At 39.8% G+C, this 23660-nt stretch carries 19 protein-coding genes and 1 other RNA gene; 3 read left to right on the top strand and 17 right to left on the bottom strand.

Going from position 1 to position 23660, the window contains the following annotated elements:
- Positions 1-10: 10 nt before the first annotated feature.
- The 14 genes from QM857_RS02505 to QM857_RS02570 all read right to left on the bottom strand — a co-directional run bounded on the left by QM857_RS02505 (position 11) and on the right by QM857_RS02570 (position 13032).
- The gene (locus QM857_RS02505; RefSeq protein ID WP_414274964.1) at positions 11-1000 is read right to left on the bottom strand and encodes a sensor histidine kinase; all 990 of its coding nucleotides are present in this window, start codon (positions 998-1000) and stop codon (positions 11-13) included.
- Positions 997-1695: a cell wall-active antibiotics response protein LiaF gene (gene liaF / locus QM857_RS02510; protein WP_281137748.1), complete on the bottom strand. Its 699-nt coding sequence runs from the start codon at positions 1693-1695 to the stop codon at positions 997-999. The genes QM857_RS02505 and liaF overlap by 4 nt, the downstream gene beginning before the upstream one ends.
- A 98-nt stretch (positions 1696-1793) precedes the next feature.
- Positions 1794-2795, bottom strand: a complete 1002-nt coding sequence (gene fni, locus QM857_RS02515) for a type 2 isopentenyl-diphosphate Delta-isomerase (protein WP_414274965.1) — start codon at positions 2793-2795, stop codon at positions 1794-1796.
- Positions 2773-3786 carry a phosphomevalonate kinase gene (locus QM857_RS02520; protein WP_414274966.1) on the bottom strand — a complete coding sequence of 338 codons (1014 nt, stop codon included), beginning with the start codon at positions 3784-3786 and terminating at the stop codon, positions 2773-2775. The genes fni and QM857_RS02520 overlap by 23 nt, the downstream gene beginning before the upstream one ends.
- Positions 3773-4726 (bottom strand): diphosphomevalonate decarboxylase, encoded by a 954-nt coding sequence (gene mvaD / locus QM857_RS02525; RefSeq protein ID WP_235083848.1) that lies wholly within the window; start codon positions 4724-4726, stop codon positions 3773-3775. The genes QM857_RS02520 and mvaD overlap by 14 nt, the downstream gene beginning before the upstream one ends.
- Positions 4708-5586, bottom strand: a complete 879-nt coding sequence (mvk, locus tag QM857_RS02530; RefSeq protein WP_235083847.1) for a mevalonate kinase — start codon at positions 5584-5586, stop codon at positions 4708-4710. Before mvk ends, mvaD begins: the two co-directional genes overlap by 19 nt.
- Positions 5587-5708: 122 nt before the next feature.
- Complete coding sequence (gene cbpJ / locus QM857_RS02535; protein ID WP_414274967.1) at positions 5709-6710, bottom strand: choline-binding protein CbpJ; 1002 nt, start codon at positions 6708-6710, stop codon at positions 5709-5711.
- A gap of 94 nt (positions 6711-6804) precedes the next feature.
- Positions 6805-7494 carry a response regulator transcription factor gene (locus QM857_RS02540; RefSeq protein ID WP_414274968.1) on the bottom strand — a complete coding sequence of 230 codons (690 nt, stop codon included), beginning with the start codon at positions 7492-7494 and terminating at the stop codon, positions 6805-6807.
- A gap of 11 nt (positions 7495-7505) precedes the next feature.
- The gene (gene gndA / locus QM857_RS02545) at positions 7506-8930 is read right to left on the bottom strand and encodes an NADP-dependent phosphogluconate dehydrogenase (protein WP_414274969.1); all 1425 of its coding nucleotides are present in this window, start codon (positions 8928-8930) and stop codon (positions 7506-7508) included.
- A 76-nt stretch (positions 8931-9006) separates the two neighbouring features.
- Positions 9007-10446, bottom strand: a complete 1440-nt coding sequence (gene mapZ, locus QM857_RS02550) for a cell division site-positioning protein MapZ (RefSeq protein WP_414274970.1) — start codon at positions 10444-10446, stop codon at positions 9007-9009.
- Complete coding sequence (locus QM857_RS02555; protein WP_414274971.1) at positions 10439-11617, bottom strand: THUMP domain-containing class I SAM-dependent RNA methyltransferase; 1179 nt, start codon at positions 11615-11617, stop codon at positions 10439-10441. The genes mapZ and QM857_RS02555 overlap by 8 nt, the downstream gene beginning before the upstream one ends.
- Before the next feature lie 82 nt (positions 11618-11699).
- Positions 11700-12081: RNase P RNA component class B (gene rnpB, locus QM857_RS02560), an RNA gene on the bottom strand.
- Positions 12082-12099: 18 nt separating this feature from the next.
- Positions 12100-12435: a cell division regulator GpsB gene (gene gpsB, locus QM857_RS02565; protein ID WP_324248683.1), complete on the bottom strand. Its 336-nt coding sequence runs from the start codon at positions 12433-12435 to the stop codon at positions 12100-12102.
- 69 nt (positions 12436-12504) lie between these two features.
- Positions 12505-13032, bottom strand: a complete 528-nt coding sequence (locus tag QM857_RS02570; RefSeq protein WP_414274972.1) for a DUF1273 domain-containing protein — start codon at positions 13030-13032, stop codon at positions 12505-12507.
- 67 nt (positions 13033-13099) lie between these two features.
- Between QM857_RS02570 and recU the strand changes: the two genes are divergently transcribed.
- Together recU and pbp1a are read left to right on the top strand one after the other, a co-directional pair.
- On the top strand, positions 13100-13696 hold the full coding sequence (gene recU / locus QM857_RS02575) for a Holliday junction resolvase RecU (RefSeq protein WP_414274973.1): 597 nt from the start codon (positions 13100-13102) through the stop codon (positions 13694-13696).
- Positions 13693-15828 carry a penicillin-binding protein PBP1A gene (pbp1a, locus tag QM857_RS02580; protein WP_414274974.1) on the top strand — a complete coding sequence of 712 codons (2136 nt, stop codon included), beginning with the start codon at positions 13693-13695 and terminating at the stop codon, positions 15826-15828. Before recU ends, pbp1a begins: the two co-directional genes overlap by 4 nt.
- A gap of 78 nt (positions 15829-15906) precedes the next feature.
- On the opposite strand, the gene QM857_RS02585 is transcribed toward pbp1a, so the two are convergent.
- Positions 15907-17889: a peptide ABC transporter substrate-binding protein gene (locus tag QM857_RS02585; RefSeq protein WP_414274975.1), complete on the bottom strand. Its 1983-nt coding sequence runs from the start codon at positions 17887-17889 to the stop codon at positions 15907-15909.
- A 205-nt stretch (positions 17890-18094) separates the two neighbouring features.
- On the opposite strand from QM857_RS02585, the gene QM857_RS02590 reads away from it, so the two are divergent.
- Positions 18095-18577, top strand: coding sequence for an S-ribosylhomocysteine lyase (locus QM857_RS02590; RefSeq protein ID WP_004251981.1), 483 nt, complete (start codon positions 18095-18097; stop codon positions 18575-18577).
- 59 nt (positions 18578-18636) lie between these two features.
- Here QM857_RS02590 and QM857_RS02595 read toward each other — a convergent pair whose 3' ends face one another.
- Together QM857_RS02595 and pflB are read right to left on the bottom strand one after the other, a co-directional pair.
- Positions 18637-20739: an AAA family ATPase gene (locus tag QM857_RS02595; protein ID WP_414274976.1), complete on the bottom strand. Its 2103-nt coding sequence runs from the start codon at positions 20737-20739 to the stop codon at positions 18637-18639.
- A gap of 405 nt (positions 20740-21144) precedes the next feature.
- Positions 21145-23460: a formate C-acetyltransferase gene (gene pflB / locus QM857_RS02600; protein ID WP_414274977.1), complete on the bottom strand. Its 2316-nt coding sequence runs from the start codon at positions 23458-23460 to the stop codon at positions 21145-21147.
- Positions 23461-23660 lie beyond the last annotated feature (200 nt).

Here is a 23660-nt window from a genome sequence, read left to right on the forward strand (position 1 = left end):
CTTTTGTTCATCAATCCAGCAAGGGTATACGAATATCCACTGCCAACCCCTGCTTGGGCGCTGTTAATAGTTGGATGGTCCCCGCCATATCTTCCACTCGTTCTTTGATATTCCTTAGTCCATAGCTAAGTTCATCAACATCACCTAGCTGAAAGCCACGACCATTGTCTACTACCTTTAACTGCAACTCTGTTTCCGTTTGATAAAGATAAACATCCAGACAAGAAGCCTGGGCATGACGAAGCGTATTACTGAACAATTCTTGGACGATACGAAAGACATGCTCCTCAATCTTTTTAGGTAGTTGGTCTACCTGATGTTTAAAGCTGACTTTGAGTTCACTTTTTTCTTCCAATTCTTTGAGAAGCAACTGAATCCCCTCAACCAGACTCTTTTGTTCCAGTTCGATTGGTCGTAAATGTAAAAGTAGAATACGTAAATCTCTTTGGGCTGTCTCCAAAATAGCTCTTACACTCTGGAGTTGTGTCTGCATCTTCTCTTTGTCTAATCTGGAAGCTTGTTGACTGAGTCCTGATAAAATCATATGGGCAGCAAAAATTTCTTGGCTAACCGTATCATGCAAGTCACGCGCGATTCGCTTGCGCTCCTTTTCAATAATCACTTCTTCCTTGATCAAGGCTTGATTGTCCGCTTTTTGAATGGCTTCTGTCAATAAACCAAGCTTGCCTGATAAGTTTCTAAAACTTGCGTCTAAATCAGTATCTCCAAGGCTTTTAATATCTTTACCAGCTAGCAGACGTTTAAGATTTGCTTGGATTCTTCTTCTTGAAATTTCGTCAACCATTGTCCAAAACAAGACCAATAAAAAAGCTAAGGCAAGACTAAACATCAAAGCCAGAAATAGGATTTTTTCTGTCTTTTCTAAATCTTGGAAGAGAGAAGTCCACTCCAAATCTAAGACCTTAAAAATGTTTCGAAATAGAAAAGCAACAAAGAGAAATGATGTGAGACCAATTAAAATATAGGGTTGCTTTTTCATCCTCTCACCACCTCAACATCTCCAACCATCGTTGTCAAAAGAATCTTAACACTCTTGGGACTCTTGAGATAATCTCTGGTTTCTTGATGAAATTGCTCATTACGCAAAGCACGTTTAGGCTGGTCGAAAAAGGTTAAATCTCCGTACAGAGAATTGACGCTTAGACTGACTTCAACATCCACTGGTACGATAATTCTAGTCGTACCCACCAGTTTTCTCAAGATGATGACATTATCATGATTGCTCAAAATCACGTGCTCTAGATGAATGGTATCCTTCCCCATAAGGCGAAAGAGATTGATATCATCAAAACGACAGGTCTGATAGCTAGAGAAGTGATGAAGATTTCCAAACCAGCGATTTTTCTCCCTCTTTACCGTCACTACTTCCTCAAAAACCAGATTGGTATCTTCTCTTTCCTGGTTCATCATAGGGTAAAGCAGGAAGAGACTATAAATCAAGGCCACAAAGATGGCTAAAATGACAAAGGGATTGAGCATGATGATAAAGAAAAATAGGATGCTCACCGCCACTAAAATAAAGTTATTTCCCTGTTTTCCAGTATAATATCGAATCAGCAGTAAAAACAAGAGCAAAATCAGTAGAAAACGGGAAAAATGCTCTGATACCATCATAATCAGAGCTCCTGTCAATAAACAAGCTTCAATAAATAGAAAAATTTGAAATTTTCGCATGTATCCGTCCTCTCTATTTAATTGTATCACAAATCCCAAAAGTCACATCCGTCTGAGGAATGATAAAGAGACCGGGACTAAAATCCCGACCTCTTTCTTTACATTTGGTCTTTTGCTTCTTTTAATTTCCCATATAGGAGATAGTCGACCTCTTGCAAATCCTCAATTTTTTTACAATTAAGGGCACACATAATCAAGCGTAGGTCTTCCTTCCAACCTTCAACAATGGAAATAACGACATCAACAGAGTAATTTTCAACCAGCTCTAACATAGTGCGTGATAGACCAACTGCCTTGGCTCCAAACACCAAGCATTTGATGATATCTAGTGGATTGCGAACTCCTCCACTAACTAAAAGTTCCATCTTGTCTTTCCAGTCTTGGGCATTCAGAAGAGCTTGCATGGTCGATTGCCCCCAGTCATTGAGGTAGTCACGCTGTCCACTGCGACGGTTTTCGATATAGGCAAAGCTCGTTCCCCCACGACCAGACAAATCAACTGTTCTTATCCCTATTTCGTATGCCTTAGCAATGGTTTTCACATCCATACCAAAGCCGACTTCTTTTAAAACAAGTGGCACAGAGATTTGCTCAGCATAATCTTTCAGATTATGCTGCCATAATCTAAATTGACGTTCACCCTCTGGCATGAGTAATTCCTGCATGACATTAACATGAACTTGCAAGAGGAGAGGATTCATCTCTTTCACTGTTTGTAATCCTAGTTCTACAGGTTTGTCTAAGCCAATGTTGGTTCCAAGAAGGAGGTCAGGATGATTTGACTTCACGGAAAAAGAATCGTCCGATGAATCCTTAAGAGCAGCACTGTAAGAACCTGTTACAAATAAAATCCCACAGGCTTCAGCCACCTGAGCCAATTTTTGATTGATTTCTCTACCCTTATCGCTTCCACCCGTCATGGCATTGATATAAAAAGGAAAGTCCCATTTTCGCCCTGCAAATTCTGTCGAAAGATCAATTTCATCTAAGTCATATAAGGGTAGCGAGGAGTGAATCAACTCCACTTCATCAAAACTATTATAAGTACTGTTTTGTTCAAGGGCATAGCGGATGTGTTCATCCTTCCGATTTGTCGTCATGTCCCATCCTTTCTTGATATAAGAGTTCAATTCCTAGATCAGCCCAGCGTTTTTTCAGTAATGTGGTCGAATCTTGGTCAAAACTGAGGGCAATCCCACAGTCTCCACCACCAGCACCACTGCTCTTAGCAACAGCTTTTAAGTCTTGGCTAGCATTTTTTAATTGCCTGAGCGAAGGTGTGTAAATGTCTGAACTCAAGTCTTCTAAAAGTTGGCTGGCTTGTTCCAGCAAGTCAATAATGGTTTCTTCTTGACCTACCTCCAAAGCCTTTACCAAGTTAGCTACTGTTTCTTTTGAAGCCTGTAAAAAGCTAGAGTTCATATTATCCTTGATTTGCTTGACCATATGACTAGATACAGCCACTTCCTTGGTCCAACCAACCAGAAAGTCAAATGTCAAGACCGGTTCAACGCTCGCGATTGAAAAGCCCCAGTCACGTGCTAATACGGCCTGCAAGTCTTCTTTTTCTAGCCAATCTGCCACTTTCTCACGGTCAAATGACTGATAGAGGACGAGGTCTTCTGATACGATACAGGCAATGTCCCCCATGGAGCCATTGTCCCCACGTTTGAGAAGTACAGCACTCGCCAATTTAAACAAGAGTTCTCTGTCAGCTAATCTTTCATAGAAGGCAAGCATGGCCTTGATAACCAAGACAACTACACTACCACTAGAACCCAGGCCGAATTTCTTCCCCTCACGTTCCATTTTCCCACGAATCTCTATAGAAAAAGGACGCAAGTCAACTCCTTGGGCAGTTAGATACTCCTCCACCAAGGCAACTGTTTCTTGAATCAAGGCATAAGAAGAATCCGGTCGCATGTCTACACTATAAGAAAACATATCTGAGTAGAGTCGATAATTATTAGACGCTTTAATCTCAGCCGTCATATAGATGGGAATAGCTTTTATTAGCGCCAACTGTCCTGGTTCTAAAATGGCATACTCCCCAGCCCAATAGAGCTTCCCACAAGTTTTAACAATCGTCATCTTGGCTCAAATCCTTTGTTTTTGAAACGATTAAGCGATAGCGTTGACCTAAGAGTTCTGATAGATGTTCCAAGTCTTTTTCTAAACAAAGAACCTTTACATTAGGCCCCGCATCCATGGTGAAGTAACAAGATTCTCCTTGTTCTCTAAGCTGACGAACAAAATCCATAGCCTCATAACTCGCATCTGTGAGATAAGAGAACGGCGGATTTGCAGTTTTTGTCGTAGCATGCATGGCAAGAGCGTTCTTTTCTGTTAATACTCCAACTTTCTCAAAGTCATTTTCCTTGAGGTAGATTAGCATATCCTTGTAGTCTTGCTCAGACTGACGAATCCACTCCTCAAATGTTGTTGAAGTTTCCACGCAGAGTTTCATGCCATCCCGACTAGAGATTGGTTTTTTCTGGTCTTCCAAGACCAACATAATCATAGAGAGTTTCAAGTCAGTTTCAACTGGATAGATTTCTCCACTATCCTTGTCCCAAGCTGCTAAGGGACCATAAAAACTACGAGATGAAGAGCCCGATGCAAACTTAGCTTCCAAAGCCAATTCTTTACGATTTAGTCCTAATTGGAAATAGGCATTACAAGCTTTTACCAGGGCAGACAAACCACTGGAACTTGAAGAAAGACCCGCTGCTGTTGGCATATTGTTCTTGGTATCGATACGAACAAAACCTGCCCCTTCAGGACGGTAGCGGTCAATGATTTTACTCATTTTGACATGCTCAGCTTCGTTTTGCAACTGACCATTGATGTAGAAAGCATCCGAGCTTGCATCTGCTGGCAAAGGTGAAAGTGTCGTCTCCGTATACATATTTTCTAAAGTCAGAGAGATACTGCTAGTCGCGGGAACCATCTCTTTTTCTTTTTTCTTACCCCAATATTTGATAATAGCAATATTGGCATAGGAACGTACTGTTACAGGCTTTCGATCCATGTCTGAACAGCTCCTTTCTCTTCTAATCTTTCTGCGAGTTCTTGTGCTTGACTGACATTAGCAACCAAGGCAATGATGCAACCGCCTAGACCACCACCACTCATCTTGGCTCCTAGAGCTCCATGTTCAAGGGCAGTTTCAACCAAGGCATCTGCCTCAGGGCTACTAACTCCGATTTCTTTTAGATTTCCATGAGCTTTGGTTAGAATTTCTCCCAGCTTCACGGCATCTTTTGTTTGAATAGCTTTTTCTGCTTCTTGGGTTAATTCTCCTAATGCATGCAAGAAAGGCAGAGCTTCCTTACCTTTGTTCTCTACGACTTGGATAGCTTCACGAGTATTTCCATAAACTCCAGTATCTGCAATGATCAGATAAGCTGACAAATCCATAGCTAATTCTTCAAAACCAACATTCTTGATAAAACGGATAGGTTGGTCACTAAGACAAGTCTTAGCATCTAAACCACTAGGATTCATATGGGCAATCATCTCCGCCCGATTGACCAAAATCTCTAAAACATCATGCGGAAGTTCTGCCTGGTAATAATCAAATACTGCACGAATGGCTGCAATACTTATGGCTGCTGAAGATCCCATCCCACGTTTTTCAGGAATAGCCGAGTCGATTTGACAACGGATGCAAGCATCTTTGATATTTAAATACTCGAGAGACGCATAAACAGCCATAGACAAGGTGTCCTCTTCAAACAGACGCCATGGTGTCGCCGCTGGTACCACTCGACAAGTCACTTCAACCTCTAAAAGAGGCAAAGAAATGGCTGGGTAGCCATAAACCACTGCATGCTCTCCGATTAAAATAATTTTACTATGTGCCTGACCGACACCAACTTCTTTTGTCATTTAATCCTACTATCAGATGAAAATCATCTTTTTCTAGATAAAATTTTAGAACTTTATTCCTTTCTATTTTATTATATTTTCACAAAAAAAGCGATTGTTTCCTTCACAATCGCTTGTTTTCATTACTGGACCCATTCACCATTATAGTTGACGTAGTAGCCACCTACTGTGGTATTTACAGCTAAGGCACCTGAACTATAGGCATAGTACCATTTACCATTAACTTGGAACCAGCCTGTCTTCATATCGCCATTGCTTGCATTGAGATAGTACCAAGTGGAGCCATCTTGAAACCAGCCTATCGCCATAGCTCCTGATAAACGGAGGTAATACCAATAGCCATTGATAGAAGCCCAACCTGTTTTCATATCCCCATTTTCAGCGTCAAGATAATACCAAGATGAGCCGTCTTGATACCAGCCAGTTGCCATAGCACCTGATGAACGGAGGTAGTACCACTTATTGCCAAGTTGTTCCCAACCAGTTTGCATGATACCAGTTTCTGGATCTAGATAGTACCAAGCTGAACCATCATTTATCCAACCTGCACGTCTTTCACCACCAATATAGTTTTCTCCATTAATTTCCGTTTTAGCTAGATAATACCAATTAGACTGGTCATAAAGCCAACCTGTCTCTAAAGAATGATTTTGATTAAAGTAATAGTTCGTGTAAAAACTCTTCTCTTCTTTATCTTCTGAATCTTCACGTTTTTCCCCATACTTTCTTCCAACACTGTCTTTAGTTTTAACCTCTAATGCTTTCCAACCAACAAACTCTTGTAGCACTCCATTTTTGTCAAAGTAGTACCATTCTGGCATTGGGGAACCTTCTAATCTTATACCATTAGGGTAAGGACCAATTGTATATCCTTTAACTGGCATTGGAATGTATTGCCAACCAACAACCATTTCACCATTATAATCAAAATAATAGGTTTTCCCATCAATCACTCGCCAGGCCGTTTCTTTGATGTCACCCTTCTTGTAGTAGGTTCTACCATTTTCTTGGACAAATTGCCAACCTTCTGAATCAGTGTCATCCGCTAATACTGTACTAGTTGCTAATAGACTAAAGAAAAATACTGCTAGTCCAACTTGCATCATTTTTTTCAAAAATTTCATTCTTGCTTCCTCCAAAATGATTGTAGCAAAGACTGAACTATATGTCAATATATAATAATTTCAAAAAAAGCAGTTACACAAGGTAACTGCTTTTCTATTCTTGCATGGTGTAACCCACACCACGCACGGTTTTAATGTAACTCTTTTGACCTTTTACGTCAAGTTTGCTACGTAGATAACGGATATAAACATCCACGATATTGGTTTCTGTCGCACTTTCGTACTTCCAAACACTTTCCAGCAACTGCTCTCGAGTTAAAACCTTCTTGCTTCCCATAAGGGTAGCCAAAAGGTCATATTCACGACGTGTGAGGGCGATCATTTCCTCACCACGATAGACAGTATGATGTTCTACGTCCATACGCAGATTGCGATAGGATGTCGGAACCTTCATTTGACTACAGTGTTGGTCGATAAAATCCCGACCTCGGAAAATTGCTGCAATACGTGCCACCAAATCATCAATAATGACTGGCTTGTAGATATATGAAACAGCGAAACGCTGGATTGTTTCAAGTTGGTCTTGCAATTCTTCTCGATGATCCAAGACTATAATAACCGAAGCTGGCTTAGTCCTACTCAACTGTTCTGCAAAACCCTGGGCTGTCATATCCCCTAGATGAGCATTCAGTAAAATCAAGTCATAGTCAGTCTGAAGAGCCATGGAGAGGGCTTTTTGACCCTCTTCTACCTGATCAACTCGGTATTGCTCTTTTTGGAGTTCCAGACTTAAAAAATGAGCTAGATTTCTTTCTTTCTCAAATAATAAAATCCGTTTCCCCATGGCTGACCTACTTATTTTTCGTCATACCAAGAGTAGTGGAATGTTCCTTCTTTGTCTTTACGTTGGTATGTGTGGGCACCAAAGTAATCACGTTGTGATTGGATCAAGTTTGCTGGAAGGTCAGCTGAACGGTAGCTATCAAAGTAAGTGATGGCTGCTGAGAATGTTGGTACAGGTACACCAGCTTGAACAGCAAGAGCTACGATATCACGAACAGATTGTTGGTACTTAGCAGTGACATCCAAGAAGTACTCATCCAAAAGAAGGTTAGCCAGATCTGCATCACGGTTGTATGCATCAGTGATTTTTTGCAAGAAACGAGAACGGATGATACAGCCAGCGCGCCAGATAGATGCGATGTCTGCAAATGGCAAGTTCCAATTGTTTTCTTTAGAAGCTACACGCAATTGCGCAAAACCTTGTGCGTATGAGATGATTTTTGAGAAGTAAAGGGCTTGGCGGATTTTTTCGATCAACTCAGCCTTGTCTCCTTCAAATGTGAAAGCAGCTGGTTTTGGAAGCACCTTGCTAGCGTGTACACGTTCTTCTTTATAAGTTGAAATGTAGCGCGCAAATACTGACTCAGTAATCAGTGACAATGGCACACCAAGGTCAAGAGCTGATTGGCTAGTCCATTTACCTGTTCCCTTGTTTCCTGCAGCATCCAAGATGTAGTCTACGATTGGACCATCTTGACCTTCGTCGTCTTTGCGTCCAAGGATATCCGCAGTGATTTCGATCAAGTAGCTATCTAATTCGCCTTTGTTCCACTCAGTAAAGATTTCAGCCATATCTTGAGCTGAAAGGCCAAGCAAGTGTTGCATCAAGTCATAGCTTTCTGCAATTAACTGCATATCACCGTACTCGATACCATTGTGGACCATTTTTACATAGTGACCAGCTCCATCAGGACCGATGTAAGTCACACATGGTTTACCATCTTCTGGTGCTTTTGCAGAGATCTCTTCAAGAACATCTGCTACCAATTCATAAGCTTCTTTTTGTCCACCAGGCATGATAGAAGGACCTTCAAGGGCACCTTTTTCACCACCAGAAACACCTGTACCAATGAAGTTAATACCAGAGTTCGCCAATTCTTCATTACGACGGATAGTATCTTTGTAGAACGTGTTTCCTCCGTCAATCAAGATATCACCTTTATCCAAGTGTGGAAGAAGGGCTTGAATCGTTGCATCTGTACCAGGTCCTGCTTGAACCATAAGCATGATACGACGTGGTTTTTCAATTGAGTTTACGAAGCTTTCAATATCATAGCTTGGCACAAAGTTTTTATCAGGGTGGCAAGCAATCACATCTTCTGTTTTTTCTTTACTACGGTTATAGATAGCAACTGTGTATCCACGAGATTCAATATTAAGGGCAAGGTTACGACCCATTACGGCCATACCAACAACACCAAAGTTTGCTTTTGTCATGTGACACTCCTCTTATTTAATATGTTTTATTTTATCACGTTTATCTGCGAAAAGAAAGAATTTTATAACAATTTGACTAGTAGTCTAAATCATCCGCATGGCCAGAACCATTCCCAACAAAGTAACCTGTCTTACAGTTAAGGGTGAAGAGATAAGTTCCATCTGGTTTGTAAAGATTATAATAACCATTGCCATTAACGATATTTACAGGTTCCAAGATATATTGGTTTCCAGTGATATATCCACGTGCACGGGATGTCTCAAGTATTCGTTCAAGGACACCATCTGCAAAGGTCCAGGCAGGATTACTACTATCACTTACAGCAGTTTGATTATACGGTACTCGACTGACACTTCTTTGCAAATTAACACCTTCGCTTGACAAGCCACTATTAGTAGATGCCGCAGTATCACTTGTTGAAGTAGATGGACTGCTTTCTGTTGTTGGGCTTGACGCTTCCTGGCTTGCTGCTGTTGTTGAGGCCGTTGTTGTACTTGCTAATTGACTCTTACCAAGGCTAATTGCTTTATCTAGAAGTTTGTCAATTTCTGTATTACCAGTCTTGATATCTGTAAATTTAGCATCCGCTTTGATTTTTGCATTTGTATCCAAAACACCATCTGTAATAGCTGGAGTTTCAAATTGAGCATTCACTTCTTGGATAGCTTTTATTTGGGTTTCTAAGCTATCGTATTTTGACTTGGCAAGAGTGTATTCTCTCGCTCCCTCAAGTTTGACTAGAAGTTCCTTCAATTGATTTATTTGACTAAACTGGCTATTTTTAAGAGCTGTTTTGTTTTCATCAGTATAAAACGTGTCGTAGAGTGTATTAAATTGTTCATAGACTGACTGATTGCTTACCAAACCTGAATCTGCCGCCTTCGTTTGAAGCTCTTGAGAAGAACGCGTAATCTGACGATAAACGTAATAGCCACCTCCAAAAATTAAGAGGATTACTAAAATAATAGCTGATAAAATTGCCCATTTCTTTTTATTTTGTGGTTCATCATCTGCTTGAGCAGAACGAGATAAGGGTTGAAGTTGATCTTCATTTTCTTCATAAACCACTGCAACTTCGGAGTTATCAACCTCAGCCATTTCCACAGCTTCCAATTCATCCTTAAAAGGTTGCTCGAGAACTCTCGTTTCCTCTTCTTCGGCTTCTTGGGCAACGATTTCAGTTGTATCTGTGGCTACTGCAAGAGCAATTGCTTCCTCTTCCGGACTTAACACATTTTCTTGTTCAGTAGTTTCTCTCACTTCTTGGATCATATCATCCAAGCTTTGAGTAGACTCCTCTTTTTTCGTTTGTAAATTTTCAAATTTGTCTGCTTCGATTTCTTCACGGTGTTGCTTGATATATTTATCTAAGATGGTATCATCTGGAGTCACACCTGCTTCAACCTCTTCGTTCTTACGAATAGCCTGACCAACCGTTAAATCTTTAGCTTCTTCAAATTCAAATTTAGATTCTTGCTCATCCTTGTGATGGCGATTGTGTCTTTTCTTACTCATTTGCATTCCTTTCTATTTCGACATCTTGTCTTTTCACTCGTTGACCAAAATATTGATATAAATCAACTTTCAAAGTACCATTATAGAGTTTCCGTTTTTTATCAGCCTGACTACCAAATTTACTTTCAAAAGCTTCATCACTGGTCAGGATAAATTTACTCCAGGTTTTGAGTGGAGCAAATACGTCTCCCATCTCAGCATAGAGCTTTGTTACTCCTGCGTCATCTGATAATCGTTCCCCATATGGTGGATTCGAAATAATAACTCCATTAATCTTATCTGTTCGCAAATCCTGCACGCGCATCTGCTTAAAGTGGATATCCTTAGAAACCCCCGCAGCCTGAGCATTTGCCTTAGCAATTTCCACCATGCGGCCATCGATATCACAGCCCATGATGTCTAGCTCAATCTCACGATTAATCTTCTTGCTAGCTTCCGTACGAATCTCCTGAATCAAACGATCACTAACCCAATTCCATTCTTCGAAAGCGAAGGAACGGCGTAAGCCTGGCGCCATATTACGAGCAATCATAGCAGCTTCAATACAGAAGGTTCCTGAACCGCAGGTTGGATCAATTAAGGGTTTATCTGGATACCAATTTGATAGTTGCAAAATCGCCGCTGCCATATTCTCTTTAATAGGAGCTCCACCTTTTTCAGTACGATAACCTCGTTTGAAAAGACTAGAACCACTGGTGTCAATCATGACCGTCGCAACATCTTTAAGAATTGAAACCTCTATTTTAAACTCTGGACCATTTTCCATCAGCGGAACACCTTCTGGTCGAGCATAATGTTTCTGCAATTTCTTGACAACTGCCTTTTTAGAAATAGCTTGAACACTAGGTTCATTATGAAGTTTTGATTTGACACACTTAGCCTTTGAAATTGGAAAACGCGCTCCAAGTGGTAAATAGTTTTCCCAATCTAAGGCAAAAACTCCTTGAAAAAGTTCTTCAAATGTTTTTGCAGGAAAAGTCCCAACAACAATCTTAATCCTATCTGCAGCTCTTAGCCACAAATTAGTTTCAATAATTGCCTTTACATCCCCTTCAAAGCGAACGCGACCATTCTCAACTTGACAATCATAGCCAAGTGCACGTACTTCACGACCTACAACAGCCTCTAAACCCGCTGCAACAGTCGCTATTATATTAAATGTTTGTTTCATGTCAGTCTTTAAAGACCTTTCTCTTGTTCACCTTTAAAAAATGAGGTTGAGAAAATTTCTCAGCCCCAACCTATATGCAATTTTCTATAAGCCATGTTTTGTTCCAGAAGTGACTAGGACCACTTCTTTCGATAATCATCTGTCTACCACTAACAGCTAGAAGCTGCTAGCAGTCAGAGTACTACGTTCGTTTCCGCGCACTCCATGCCCCGACCAAAATTTGGGTTGCTAGCTTGAGGGGTTTACCGCGTTCCACTCTCTCTGTTTCCAGAAAGACTACGTCACTGTGGCACTTTCAGAGCTACTAAAACATATCCGAAAACTTAGTCTCTTCACTCGCCGTAACGATCTCTCGTCCCTAGGCTTATGGTTTCGCCTAGCACAAACACTACAGGCATCACAGCCTGTGCTAGCATGGACTTTCCTCATGAAAAGATAAACTCTCCACGCGATTATCCAAAAATTGCACTACTGAATGATTCTTAGAAATCTGAGTTTTCTACGATTTGTTTACCAAATACTTCTTTTTCAAGACGATTCAAGCGTTTCAAGATATCAAAATTAGTCATAGAAGTCGTACTTCCAAGCTCAGCAGGTTCAGACGTTACAGATACAGGTGCCGCCTGAGGTTTGTTCGCCAATTCTTCTTTCAATTCTGCGACTTCCAAGCGTAGTGATTTAACCAACGCTGCATAGGTTTCATAGTCCTTGATAACATCATCTAAGAATTCATCTACCTCTGCTTTACTGTATCCACGTACTTCTCTTCCGAAATCCTGCTCAAAAATATCCTTTGCTGTAAAAATAATACTTGCCATGTCTCTCTCCATTCTCAGTTACTAGTATTATTATATAAAAAAAGGCAAACAAAAAGCAAGGTCAAAGCCTCAATTTTCGGAAAAATTTTCTGCTATTTCGTTTAAATCCTCAAATGTTAATCTTTTTGTCATATAGTTGTCTTTCTTTTTCATCAGTTCGTAAAAAAATCTCAGTTTTGTTTCGTTTTCTTCATCGTAAAAAAGATAGGCTCCATCTGTGTTTTCGAGTAAAAAAGTCTGATAATCTCTCAATTGGCCTTTGTGTTCATAGTTCGGATAGGCGTATTTAACAAAATCAACTTGTTTAAATCCACTAAGTTTGACCCGATTCCCCTCATTCCAGTTTGATCCATGTGTCTCAAAATCAAAAATGGTCGCTAGTTGAAATCCATAGTCTTCTTTCATATCTCTAGCCACTTCTAAGACCCAGTGCTCAAAACCAAGAGAGCCTGTGAAAACTAGCCATTTCAACCCTTCCTCAGCTAATCTTTTCAAATCTCTACGAATGGCTTTTTTGATAATTTTCAACCGAATATCCTTTTCATTAAATAATCCCAAATCAAAAGCTGAGTATCCCAAAACCAAGGCTGTATGCATTTTTTCACCCTTTCTGTTGACCTTTGTGGTATAATAAAGTGATGTTATTGTACCAATAAGGAGGACTATGGTCAACTATCCACATAAACTTTCATCTAAACCAAGTAAAACTTCTCTACCTCAAACTAAAAATTTCGCGAATCGAGGGATGAGCTTTGAAAAGATGATTAATGCTACCAATGACTACTATCTATCACATAGAGTAGCAGTCATTCACAAAAAGCCAACCCCAGTTCAGATTGTTCGGGTCGACTACCCTCAACGGAGTCGCGCTAAAATTGTTGAAGCCTATTTTAGACAAGCTTCAACTACTGACTACTCGGGTGTTTATGAAGGATTCTACATTGATTTTGAAGCAAAGGAAACTCGACAAAAAAATGCGTTCCCGATGAAGAACTTCCATTCTCATCAGATTCAGCATATGGAACAGGTCCTTGAACAAAAGGGGATTTGCTTCGTCCTAATCCATTTTTCTTCTTATCAAGAAACATATTTATTACCGGCGATTGACCTCATCCGTTTTTATCAACAGGATATGGGGAAAAAATCAATGCCGCTTGATTATATTCGAGAGCACGGTTATGTAATTGTACAACAAGCTTTTCCTCAAATACCTTATCTCGATATCGTCAAACAACATTTACTAGGTGGTAAAACAATATGAACAAACAATTTTTCTGGCGCATTGCTAAATATCTAGGAATTGGATTCTTTGTAGCCTTTATCGCTTCGATACTCATTGGTGGGAGTGTCTTCTTTTATTATGTATCTAAAGCACCAGAACTTTCGGAAAGCAAACTAGTCGCAACAACTTCAAGTAAAATTTACGACAGTAAAAACGAATTGATTGCTGACTTAGGAGCCGAGCGTCGTGTCAATGCTCAAAGCAATGAAGTTCCAATTGAATTGGTCAATGCAATTGTCTCTATCGAGGATCACCGTTTTTTTAACCATAGAGGAATCGATAGCATTCGAATAGCTGGAGCTTTCCTGCGAAACTTAACTAGTAGAGGTGGCCTCCAAGGTGGTTCAACCTTGACGCAACAGTTGATAAAATTAACTTACTTTTCAACTTCTTCGTCAGACCAAACAATCTCACGTAAAGCCCAAGAAGCTTGGCTAGCTATTCAGTTAGAAAGAACTGCAACTAAACAAGAAATTTTGACATATTACATCAATAAGGTATACATGTCAAATGGTAACTATGGTATGCAAACTGCAGCTCAAAGTTACTATGGTAAAGATTTAAAAGACCTATCAATTCCACAACTTGCTCTTCTAGCCGGAATGCCACAGGCACCTAACCAATACGATCCTTATTCTCACCCAGAAGAAGCAACAGAACGTCGTAATCTAGTCCTATCAGAGATGCAAAAGCAAGGTTATTTAACAGCTGAACAATATGAAACGGCTATAAATACACCTATCACTGATGGTTTACAAAGTCTAAAATCTGTTAATAGCTATCCACAGTACATGGATAACTATCTTAAAGAGGTTATTGACCAAGTAGAACAAGAGACAGGTTATAATCTATTAACAACAGGTATGGAAGTCTATACCAACGTCGACCAAGACGTTCAAAAACGACTTTGGGATGTATACAACACGGATGAATATGTAAACTATCCAGATGATGAAATCCAAGCAGCTTCTACCATTATTGATGTATCAAATGGTAAAGTTATTGCTCAACTTGGTTCTCGTCACCAAGCTAGTAACGTATCTTTCGGTATTAACCAAGCTGTTGAAACTAACCGTGACTGGGGTTCTACCATGAAACCAATCACAGACTATGCCCCTGCACTTGAATACGGAATTTACGACTCTACCGCAGCAATCATAAAAGATGCCCCTTATAACTATCCTGGAACAGATATTCCTGTTTATAACTGGGATAAAGCATACTATGGAAACATCACACTACAATATGCAATCCAACAATCGCGTAACGTACCTGCCGTTGAAACACTTGAAAAGGTTGGATTAGACCAAGCCAAGACTTTCCTAAATAGAATCGGTATTGACTATCCGGATATGCACTATGCCAACGCTATTTCAAGTAACACGACTGAGTCAAACAAAAAGTACGGAGCAAGTAGTGAGAAAATGGCTGCCGCCTACGCTGCTTTTGCTAACGGTGGTATCTACCATAAACCAATGTATATCAACAAGATTGTCTTTAGTGACGGTAGTTCAAAAGAGTACTCTGATCCTGGCTCACGTGCCATGAAGGAGACTACTGCCTATATGATGACAGAAATGATGAAAACCGTATTAACCTACGGAACTGGTCGTGGCGCCTATATGTCTTGGTTACCTCAAGCAGGTAAGACGGGTACATCTAACTATACAGATGATGAAATTGAAAATTACATTAAGAGATACGATTATGTCGCACCTGATGAAATGTTTGTAGGATATACCCGCAAATATTCAATGGCTGTCTGGACCGGTTATTCAAACCGCCTCACTCCAATCGAAGGAGATGGATTTAGAGTAGCGGCCAACATCTACCGATCAATGATGGAATATCTTTCCGAGGATGATCACCCAGGTGATTGGACAATGCCTGAAGGTCTGTATCGTAATGGTGAGTATGTCTTCAAAGTTGGCGCTCGTAGTAACTGGATCCCTCAAACAACCCAACAAGCTACTACAGAAGCTCCTACTACAACAACCGAAAATCAAACTACAGTAGCTGAAACTACTAGCCCAAATAATGGACAAAACCAAACTGTTCCAAATACAAATCAAAATCCTCAACAAAATCCAACTCCTCCAGGACAACAATAATCTTAAAAGACCTAGGAAACATCTTCCTAGGTCTTTTATTAATGAAAAAGTGGAGTTAATTACTAACTCCACCTTCTTTTATTTTACATGGTTTGCAAGATCTTCTTGCGCTTTTTTATTAGATTCTTCTTTTTCTTTCTTCCATTTATCTTGAGCTTTTTGATATTCATCAGCAGTTACTGGTTTATCTTGAAGTTCAAGGTACTTGTACAAGAGGGCTTCACTCATACCCTTGTTACCTGAGTATGCAAATGGAAGGGTGAATGGTACCATCTTAGACAACATTGGACGTCCAGTTTGAGAAGTTGTTGGAATAATCAATGCACTATCTGTCAACCAAGCTTGGGCAGCAGCATATTTATCATAACGTTTTGAAACATCTGTGTCTTCATTGTCAGCTTCAACAACCATCTTTTCGTAATCTTCCAAACCAACTTGTTTGGCAGCGGCGTTGTTTGTACCAGAATCAAATCCTAGATAAGTCTTAGTATTTTCACCTACAGACGGTTTGATGATATCAAGGTAAGTAGATGGGTCAATATAGTCTGGTGACCAACCAACGTTATCTGAGAGATCCCAATCTTCTCCAGCAGCTGTTTCAGCAAAGTAGGTAACATTAAGAACTTCATCTTTTTGAAGTTGTTGAATGTCAATAACAACATTGTCAGTTCCTAACGTTGCTTCAAGCGATTGTTTCAATGATTGAACACGTTGAACTTTAGTAGTATTAGTCTGGTCGACTGGCATATCCAAGTGGATTGGGAATTGAACACCTTCTGCTTGAAGAGCTGTCTTAGCCTTTGCAAATTCTGCTTTCGCTTTTTCAGGATTGTAAAGACCATCTTGAGCGTCATCTAGATTGACATCTTTCCACTCATCACCATAGGTTACCAATTTTTCTTTAACTAATTCACCAAAGTTTTTACCATCTGCTTGAACAAATGTTGGTGGTACGAACAAGTTGCGAAGAAGTTTGCTTGCTCCACTTTCTCCATTGACTTGAGAAGCATAGGCTGTTCTATCAAAACCAAAAGCAATGGCTTGACGGAAGTCTTTGTTTAGGAGAGCTTTTTTAGTTGATGTCTTTTGCTCATCTGTAGTCTTAGAAGTGTACTTGTAAGACTGACGGTCAATATTTGTCCCAACTAAGAAAGTAGCAGAATCCTGTGGTGTATAAACGATGTTATCCTTAAACTCTTTTTCAAGTTCAGGATATCCTGCACTTGTTGGGAAGAGACGAGCCATTGAGAAGCCGCCATCCTTAAAGGTGTCTGCAAGTTTGCCTGTATCTTGACCATCCCAGAATGATAGTTTTACTTTATCAATATGAACATTGTCCTTATCCCAGTAGTTTGGATTCTTTTCAAATTCTACTGAAGATTTTGCTACCAATGATTTCAACAAGAAAGGACCGTTGTAAAGAATACTGCTTGGATCAGTTGCTTTGGCAAAGTCACTTCCTTTAGAAGTAAGGAATTCTTCATTGACTGGTGCAAGAATACCCATGGTTGTCTTAGAGTTCCAGAAGCTTTCTGGTTTATTCAGAGTATATTGAACCGTCTGATCATCAATTGCCTTGATTCCAACTTCTGAGAAGTCTTTTACTTCACCTTTGACATAAGCATCAAGACCTTTAATGGATTCTTGAACAAGATAAAGGGCTTCTGACTTATTATCAGCTGCATATTTAAGACCTGTTACAAAGTCTTGAGCTTTCACAGGTGCATACTCTTCACCTTCAGAAGTGTACCACTTAGCATCTTTACGGATTGTATAAGTGTAAGTCAAACCATCTTGAGATACTGACCAGTCTTCTGCCATAGATGGCACGAAGTTCCCGTAACGGTCATTCTCCATCAAACCGTCAACAACATTACTTGTGATATTAGCAACCGCAGCCTTACCTGTTGTCAGATAGTTGAGGCTATCTGGATCTGTTTCATAAACGTAAGAAAAAGTTTTCTCACCTTTTGCACTAGAGCCTGAACCTGAACAAGCTGCCAAAACACCTGACGCTAACAGAGTCACTCCTGCTAGGGCCATTACTTTTGAAAATTTCATAATAAACTCCTTTTTGACTTTTTATACATTATAGTCCCTTTTTCGCCAAGTGTCAATACAATTTTCAGAATTTTTCAAATTGATTTGAAAATTTTTTCTTCCTATAGTTTTAATATGAAAATCTTTTTAGGAAAATTTCTATCATTGACATTTATCAACTATAGCTTTATGATATAATGAAAGAAGAAAGTTGAAAGGAAACACTATGTCAAAAGAAGTTATTGTTGAAAGTTTTGAACTAGATCATACGATTGTAAAAGCTCCTTATGTCCGCTTGATTGGAGAAGAGACTGGACCGAAAGGAGATATCATTTCTAACTTTGATATCCGCTTGGTTCAACCAAATGAGGACTCTATCCCTACTGCTGGACTTCATACTATTGAGCACCTCTTGGCTAAGCTGATTCGTACTCGCATTGATGGTATGATTGATTGTTCCCCATTTGGTTGTCGTACAGGGTTCCATATGATTATGTGGGGACGTCATTCTAGCGCTGAAATCGCGGCTGTCATCAAGGATTCACTGAAGGAAATTGCAGAGACAACAACTTGGGAAGATGTCCCAGGAACAACTATTGAATCTTGCGGAAACTATAAGGACCACAGCCTCTTCTCGGCTAAAGAATGGGCAAAATTAATTCTCCAACAAGGAATCTCAGACGATGCCTTTGAACGTCATGTCATCTAATAATAAAAAAAGAAACCAGCTTTTGAACTGGTTCCTTTTTTTATTTTCAAAATCTTGATTTAGGCTTTTTCGCGAATGACCAAAACACTATCTTCCATGTCAGCTTCAAGGTGTTTAGCATCAAGATTATCCAAATGGAAATCTGTTACTTTGTCACGGATTTGTTGTTCAACCACCCGACGGAGTGGACGAACACCCATCACTTCATCGTAGCCTTCTTCAGTCATGTATTCTTTGGCTGCATCGCTCACTGCCAAGTCAATTTCTTTCTTAGAAAGAGTCTTATTGACATCAATCAACATCAAATCAACAATCTTAGAAAGATCTTCCTTGCTCAAATGTGAGAATTCGATAACAGCATTGAAACGGTTCAAGAATTCTGGACGGAAGTATGGTTTCAAACGATCCATGAGTTCTGGTTTGTCCGCATCTTCTGTCAAGTTAGCTTCATAACCAAAGCCTGCATTTGAAGTTGCGATAATCACAGTATTCTTGAAGTTTACAGTGTTACCTTGACCATCTGTCAAACGACCATCATCCAAGACTTGGAGGAGAAGGGTGATGACTTGAGGGTCAGCCTTTTCAATTTCGTCGAGAAGGACGATTGAGTATGGATTGCGACGGACGCGTTCTGTCAAGGTATTGTTGTTGTCATCGTAACCAACATAACCTGCAGTTGTACCAATCAATTTAGATACGGCTGTACGGTCGCTATATTCTGACATATCTAAACGGATGATAGCATCTTTCGTTCCGAACATATCAAGCGCTAATTGTTTGGCCAACTCAGTCTTACCAACACCAGTCGGACCTACAAAGAGGAAGCTACCGATTGGACGGTTTCCTTCGTCAAAACCTGCACGGTTACGACGGATAGCTTTTGCTACTGCCTCAACAGCCTTGTCTTGACCGATAACTTTCGTTTGCAAACGATGACCCATATCTTTCAATCGTTCGATATCGGTTGCACCCATTTGTGATACTGGGATTCCAGTCATCCGTTCGACAGACTCAGCTACATCATTTACAGTAGCTGTAACCTTGTGATCTTCTGTATGATTAGCAATTTGCTTTTCAAGCTCTTCGATACGCACTTTTGCATTTAGAGCTGCTTCGTAATCTTCTTTAGCTGCTGCAGCTTCTTGCTTAGCTTTTTCTTCTTCAATTTCATGTTCCACAGCATGCACATCTGTCACTGGATGTTGTGCTGCCAAGTGAGCAGCTGTCACATCCACAAGATCAATAGCCTTATCCGGCAAGCTACGTTGTGGAATATATTGAACAGAGTAATCAACGGCAGCTTTCAAGACTTCATCTGGCAAAATAACATTGTGGTGTTGTTGATAAAGATCTCGAATACCTTGAAGAATCTTGAAAGTATCTTCAGCAGATGGAGCATTAACCTTCACTTCGTTGAAACGACGAGCAAGGGCTGCATTTTTCAAGATAGTATTACGGTATTCATCTTGAGTTGTTGCCCCAATCACTGTCAATTCCCCACGTGAAAGAGCTGGTTTCAAGATATCAGCAAGACCTTTAGACCCTTGACCATCACCTGTGCTACCAGCACCAAGAATTTGGTGAATTTCGTCGAAGAAAAGGATAATATTTCCAGCTTCTTTGACTTCGTTTACCAAGTTTTGAATGTTTTCTTCAAAGCTACCACGGTATTGAGTACCAGCTTCAAGTCCAGAAATATCAATAGAAATGATCTCTTTGTTCTTGATAGCTGCAGGAACGTCACCGTTCACGATAGCTTGGGCCAATCCTTCTACTACTGCAGTTTTACCAACACCAGCATCACCGACGAGAACTGGATTATTCTTTGTGCGACGAGAAAGAATTTCAGAAGTTTCTTGGATTTCTTTATTACGTCCAATAACCGGATCTAACTTACCTTCACGTGCTTCTGCTGTTAAGTTACGTCCAAGTTTTGCAAGAATCCCATCTTGTTTCATAGCTTTACCTTGAACGTACTGAGCTTGTTCACTTCCTTCGCTTGGAAGTTGACCAGTTTGACGGTAAATAGCGAATTCTTCAGGCGTTACTTCACGGCCGTTAATCAAGTAACGACGATTTTCTGAACTGTATCCACGCATACCACCCATCAATTGGTTAAATAGATCATCCATGTTGTTAAAGTTATTAAAGTTGTTATTCATATTTCATACCTCGTTTGTTTTCAAATTTACTTAGTCAAAATAATTTGACTTTCTCTGACCTTTGTTTTAAAAAATTTAGATTAGCTATTTGCTACTCTACGTATAATTTCAGGTTTTTCTTTATCCAATACAGGTTTTGCAATTGGACTTCTAAAAATACTAATGTTAACCATAGGTTGTACCTCTTTTCTAGGTTTTACCCATACTTTGATCTTAAGATAGTATATACAATCATCTTAAAATCAATGTTTTCTAAGGACTTTCTTATCCTTATGTTCTTAGTATATCACTTTGGTCAGTTTTAGTCAACATATTTGACCAAATTTGACTAATTTTTTTTTAAAAAAATTTTTATAACAAAAAACCAGTCAGAGTGACTGGTTTTTGATTTACTATTTATAAATCTTAGCTCAATGCATCATCCATTGAAAGAACTTCGTGGAAGACACGTTGTGTTAATTCAGTTTTTTGTTCTGGAGTGAGGTATTTAGTGTTTACACAGTATCCAGAGATACGTACGATTACGTCTTCACCTGACATGATCTTTTCGTAAACATCGTTCAAGTCCATAACGTTCAAGTTAACGTGTTGTCCACCGTTTTCGAAGTAACCATCAAGGATTGTTACTAAGTTATCAACTTGTTCGTCACGAGTTTTACCAAGAGCACGTGGTGAAACTTGAGTTGTCAATGAGATACCATCAGCTGCGTAACCAAAGTCAAGGCTAGCAAGTGAGTTCAAGTTTTGCAACCATCCACCTTTAGCTTTGTTAGATGGGTTAGCACCTGGTGAGAAGAATTCAAGTTTAGACAAGTTCACAGAACCATCTTCGTTGAGGTATACACCTTTGTGGACTGGTGAGTTACCAGTTTGTTTAGAGTAAGCAACGTTAGATGTGATTGTCAAAAGTGATACAGTAGCTTCTGCGTCTTTGTAAAGTTTGTGGCTACGTAGACGAGTTGTGTAAGCTTCGATCAACCATTCTGCCAATTCGTTTGAACGTGGGTCATCTTCACCCCAACGTGGGTATTCACCGATTGTTTCGTAATCGTAGATGTAGCCATTTTCGTCACGGATTGGTTTAACTGTAGCGTACTTGATAGCTGACAATGTATCAACAGTGTTAGCAAATCCACAGATACCGAATCCCATGTTAGCACGTTGTTTAGTTGGCAAGAAGGCCATTTGAACAGCTTCGTAGTTGTACTTATCAGTCATGTAGTGGATGATGTTCAAAGCATCTACGTAAGTGTCAGTCAACCAGTCAAGAGATTTTTCAAAGTTTGCTTTAACTGATTCGAATTCAAGAACTTCGTCGCGGATTGGTTCGATGTCAAATACTTTATAGTCTTTATGAACATCGTCGTAACCACCGTTCAAACCAGTAAGAAGAGCTTTAAGAACGTTAACGCGAGCACCGAAGTACTGGATGTTGTGACGTTGTTCTTCGTTTTCTGGGTCAAGTGGAGATACACAACATGAGATACAGCTCATTTCACCGTATCCGTCTTTAGCCATTGTTGTAACACCTTCGTATTGGATTGAAGAGTGTTTGTGGCTCATGTGCATACAGTAGCGGCGGAAGTTGTATGGCAATTTGTCAGTCCAAAGAACTGTCAAGTTTGGTTCTGGAGAGTTACCGATGTTATCAAGAGTGTTCAAGAAACGGTAGTCCATCTTAGTAACACGGTGACGACCGTCGTTACCCATACCAGCCATAGAAGTTGTGATGAAGGTTGGGTCACCTGAGTACAATTGGTCATAAGCTTTTGTACGAGCAAATTTAACTGTACGAAGTTTCATAACGAAATCATCAACAAATTCTTGGATTTCTGATTCAGTAAATGTACCACGAGCAAGGTCACGTTCTGCGTAGATATCCAATACGATTGGCACACGTCCTAGAGATGTAGCTGCACCGTTGATAACACGGCAGACAGACATGAAGGCAATGTTTACCCATTGGATAGCTTCTTTAACGTTCATCGCTGGTTTGCGAACGTCAACTCCGTAAAGATCACCCAAGCGTACAACTTGTTGCAATGCTTGATATTGAAGGTTGATTTCTTCACGAAGACGGATTGTTTCTTCATCGATTTCTTCGATTGAGTTCCAATCGTTCACTTTTTCTTGCATCAAGTAGTCTGCACCGTAAAGAGCAAGACGCGCATAAACACCGATGATACGTCCACGTGAATATGCATCTGGAAGACCAGTTACAGTGTGAGCGTGGCGAGCACGACGGATGTTTGAAGTGTAAGCACGGAAGATACCGTCGTTAACAGTTGTTACATATTTTGTGAAAATTTCGTGAACAGCTGGATCTGGTTCGTATCCATTTTCTTTCAAAGTAGTTTCAGCCATACGGATACCACCTTTTGGCATGAAGTTCAATTTGAAGAGTTCATCGTTTTGGATACCATAAATAACTTCGTTTTCTTTGTCGATGAATCCTGCAGGGATGTCAGCGATAGAAGTTGGACGAGTGTCCATTGGGAAACGAGTTTCTTCGTAGTGTGCTTTAGTTTCTTCTACGATTTTTTTGATGTGAAGTGAACGCTCTGTTGGTCCTGCAAGGAAGCTTTCATCTCCATCATAAGGTGTGTAGTTAGCTTGTACAAAGCGTGATACACTTGCTTTTTCTTTCCAGTCAACACCTTTAAAGCCTTCCCAGGCTTTGTCAAAAATGTCCTGTGCTTCAACAACTGTCTTAACAACCATGTTAATGTCCTCTTTTATCTTTCTAGTAACAGTCATCTGTTACATTCATGTATTCAGTATAACACACAGTAAACGATTTCAACAAGTGAAATCACTATTTTTCAACACTTTCTTTTATAATACAGTTGTTTTTTTAGTACAAACTGTAGTATATTTTTGAAAAATAATTAGCTATTTTCTATTTTTTCAGAAAAAAGGTA

Origin of the sequence: Streptococcus infantis, from assembly GCF_047463315.1 — a bacterium.
GTDB lineage: Bacteria > Bacillota > Bacilli > Lactobacillales > Streptococcaceae > Streptococcus > Streptococcus infantis_AB.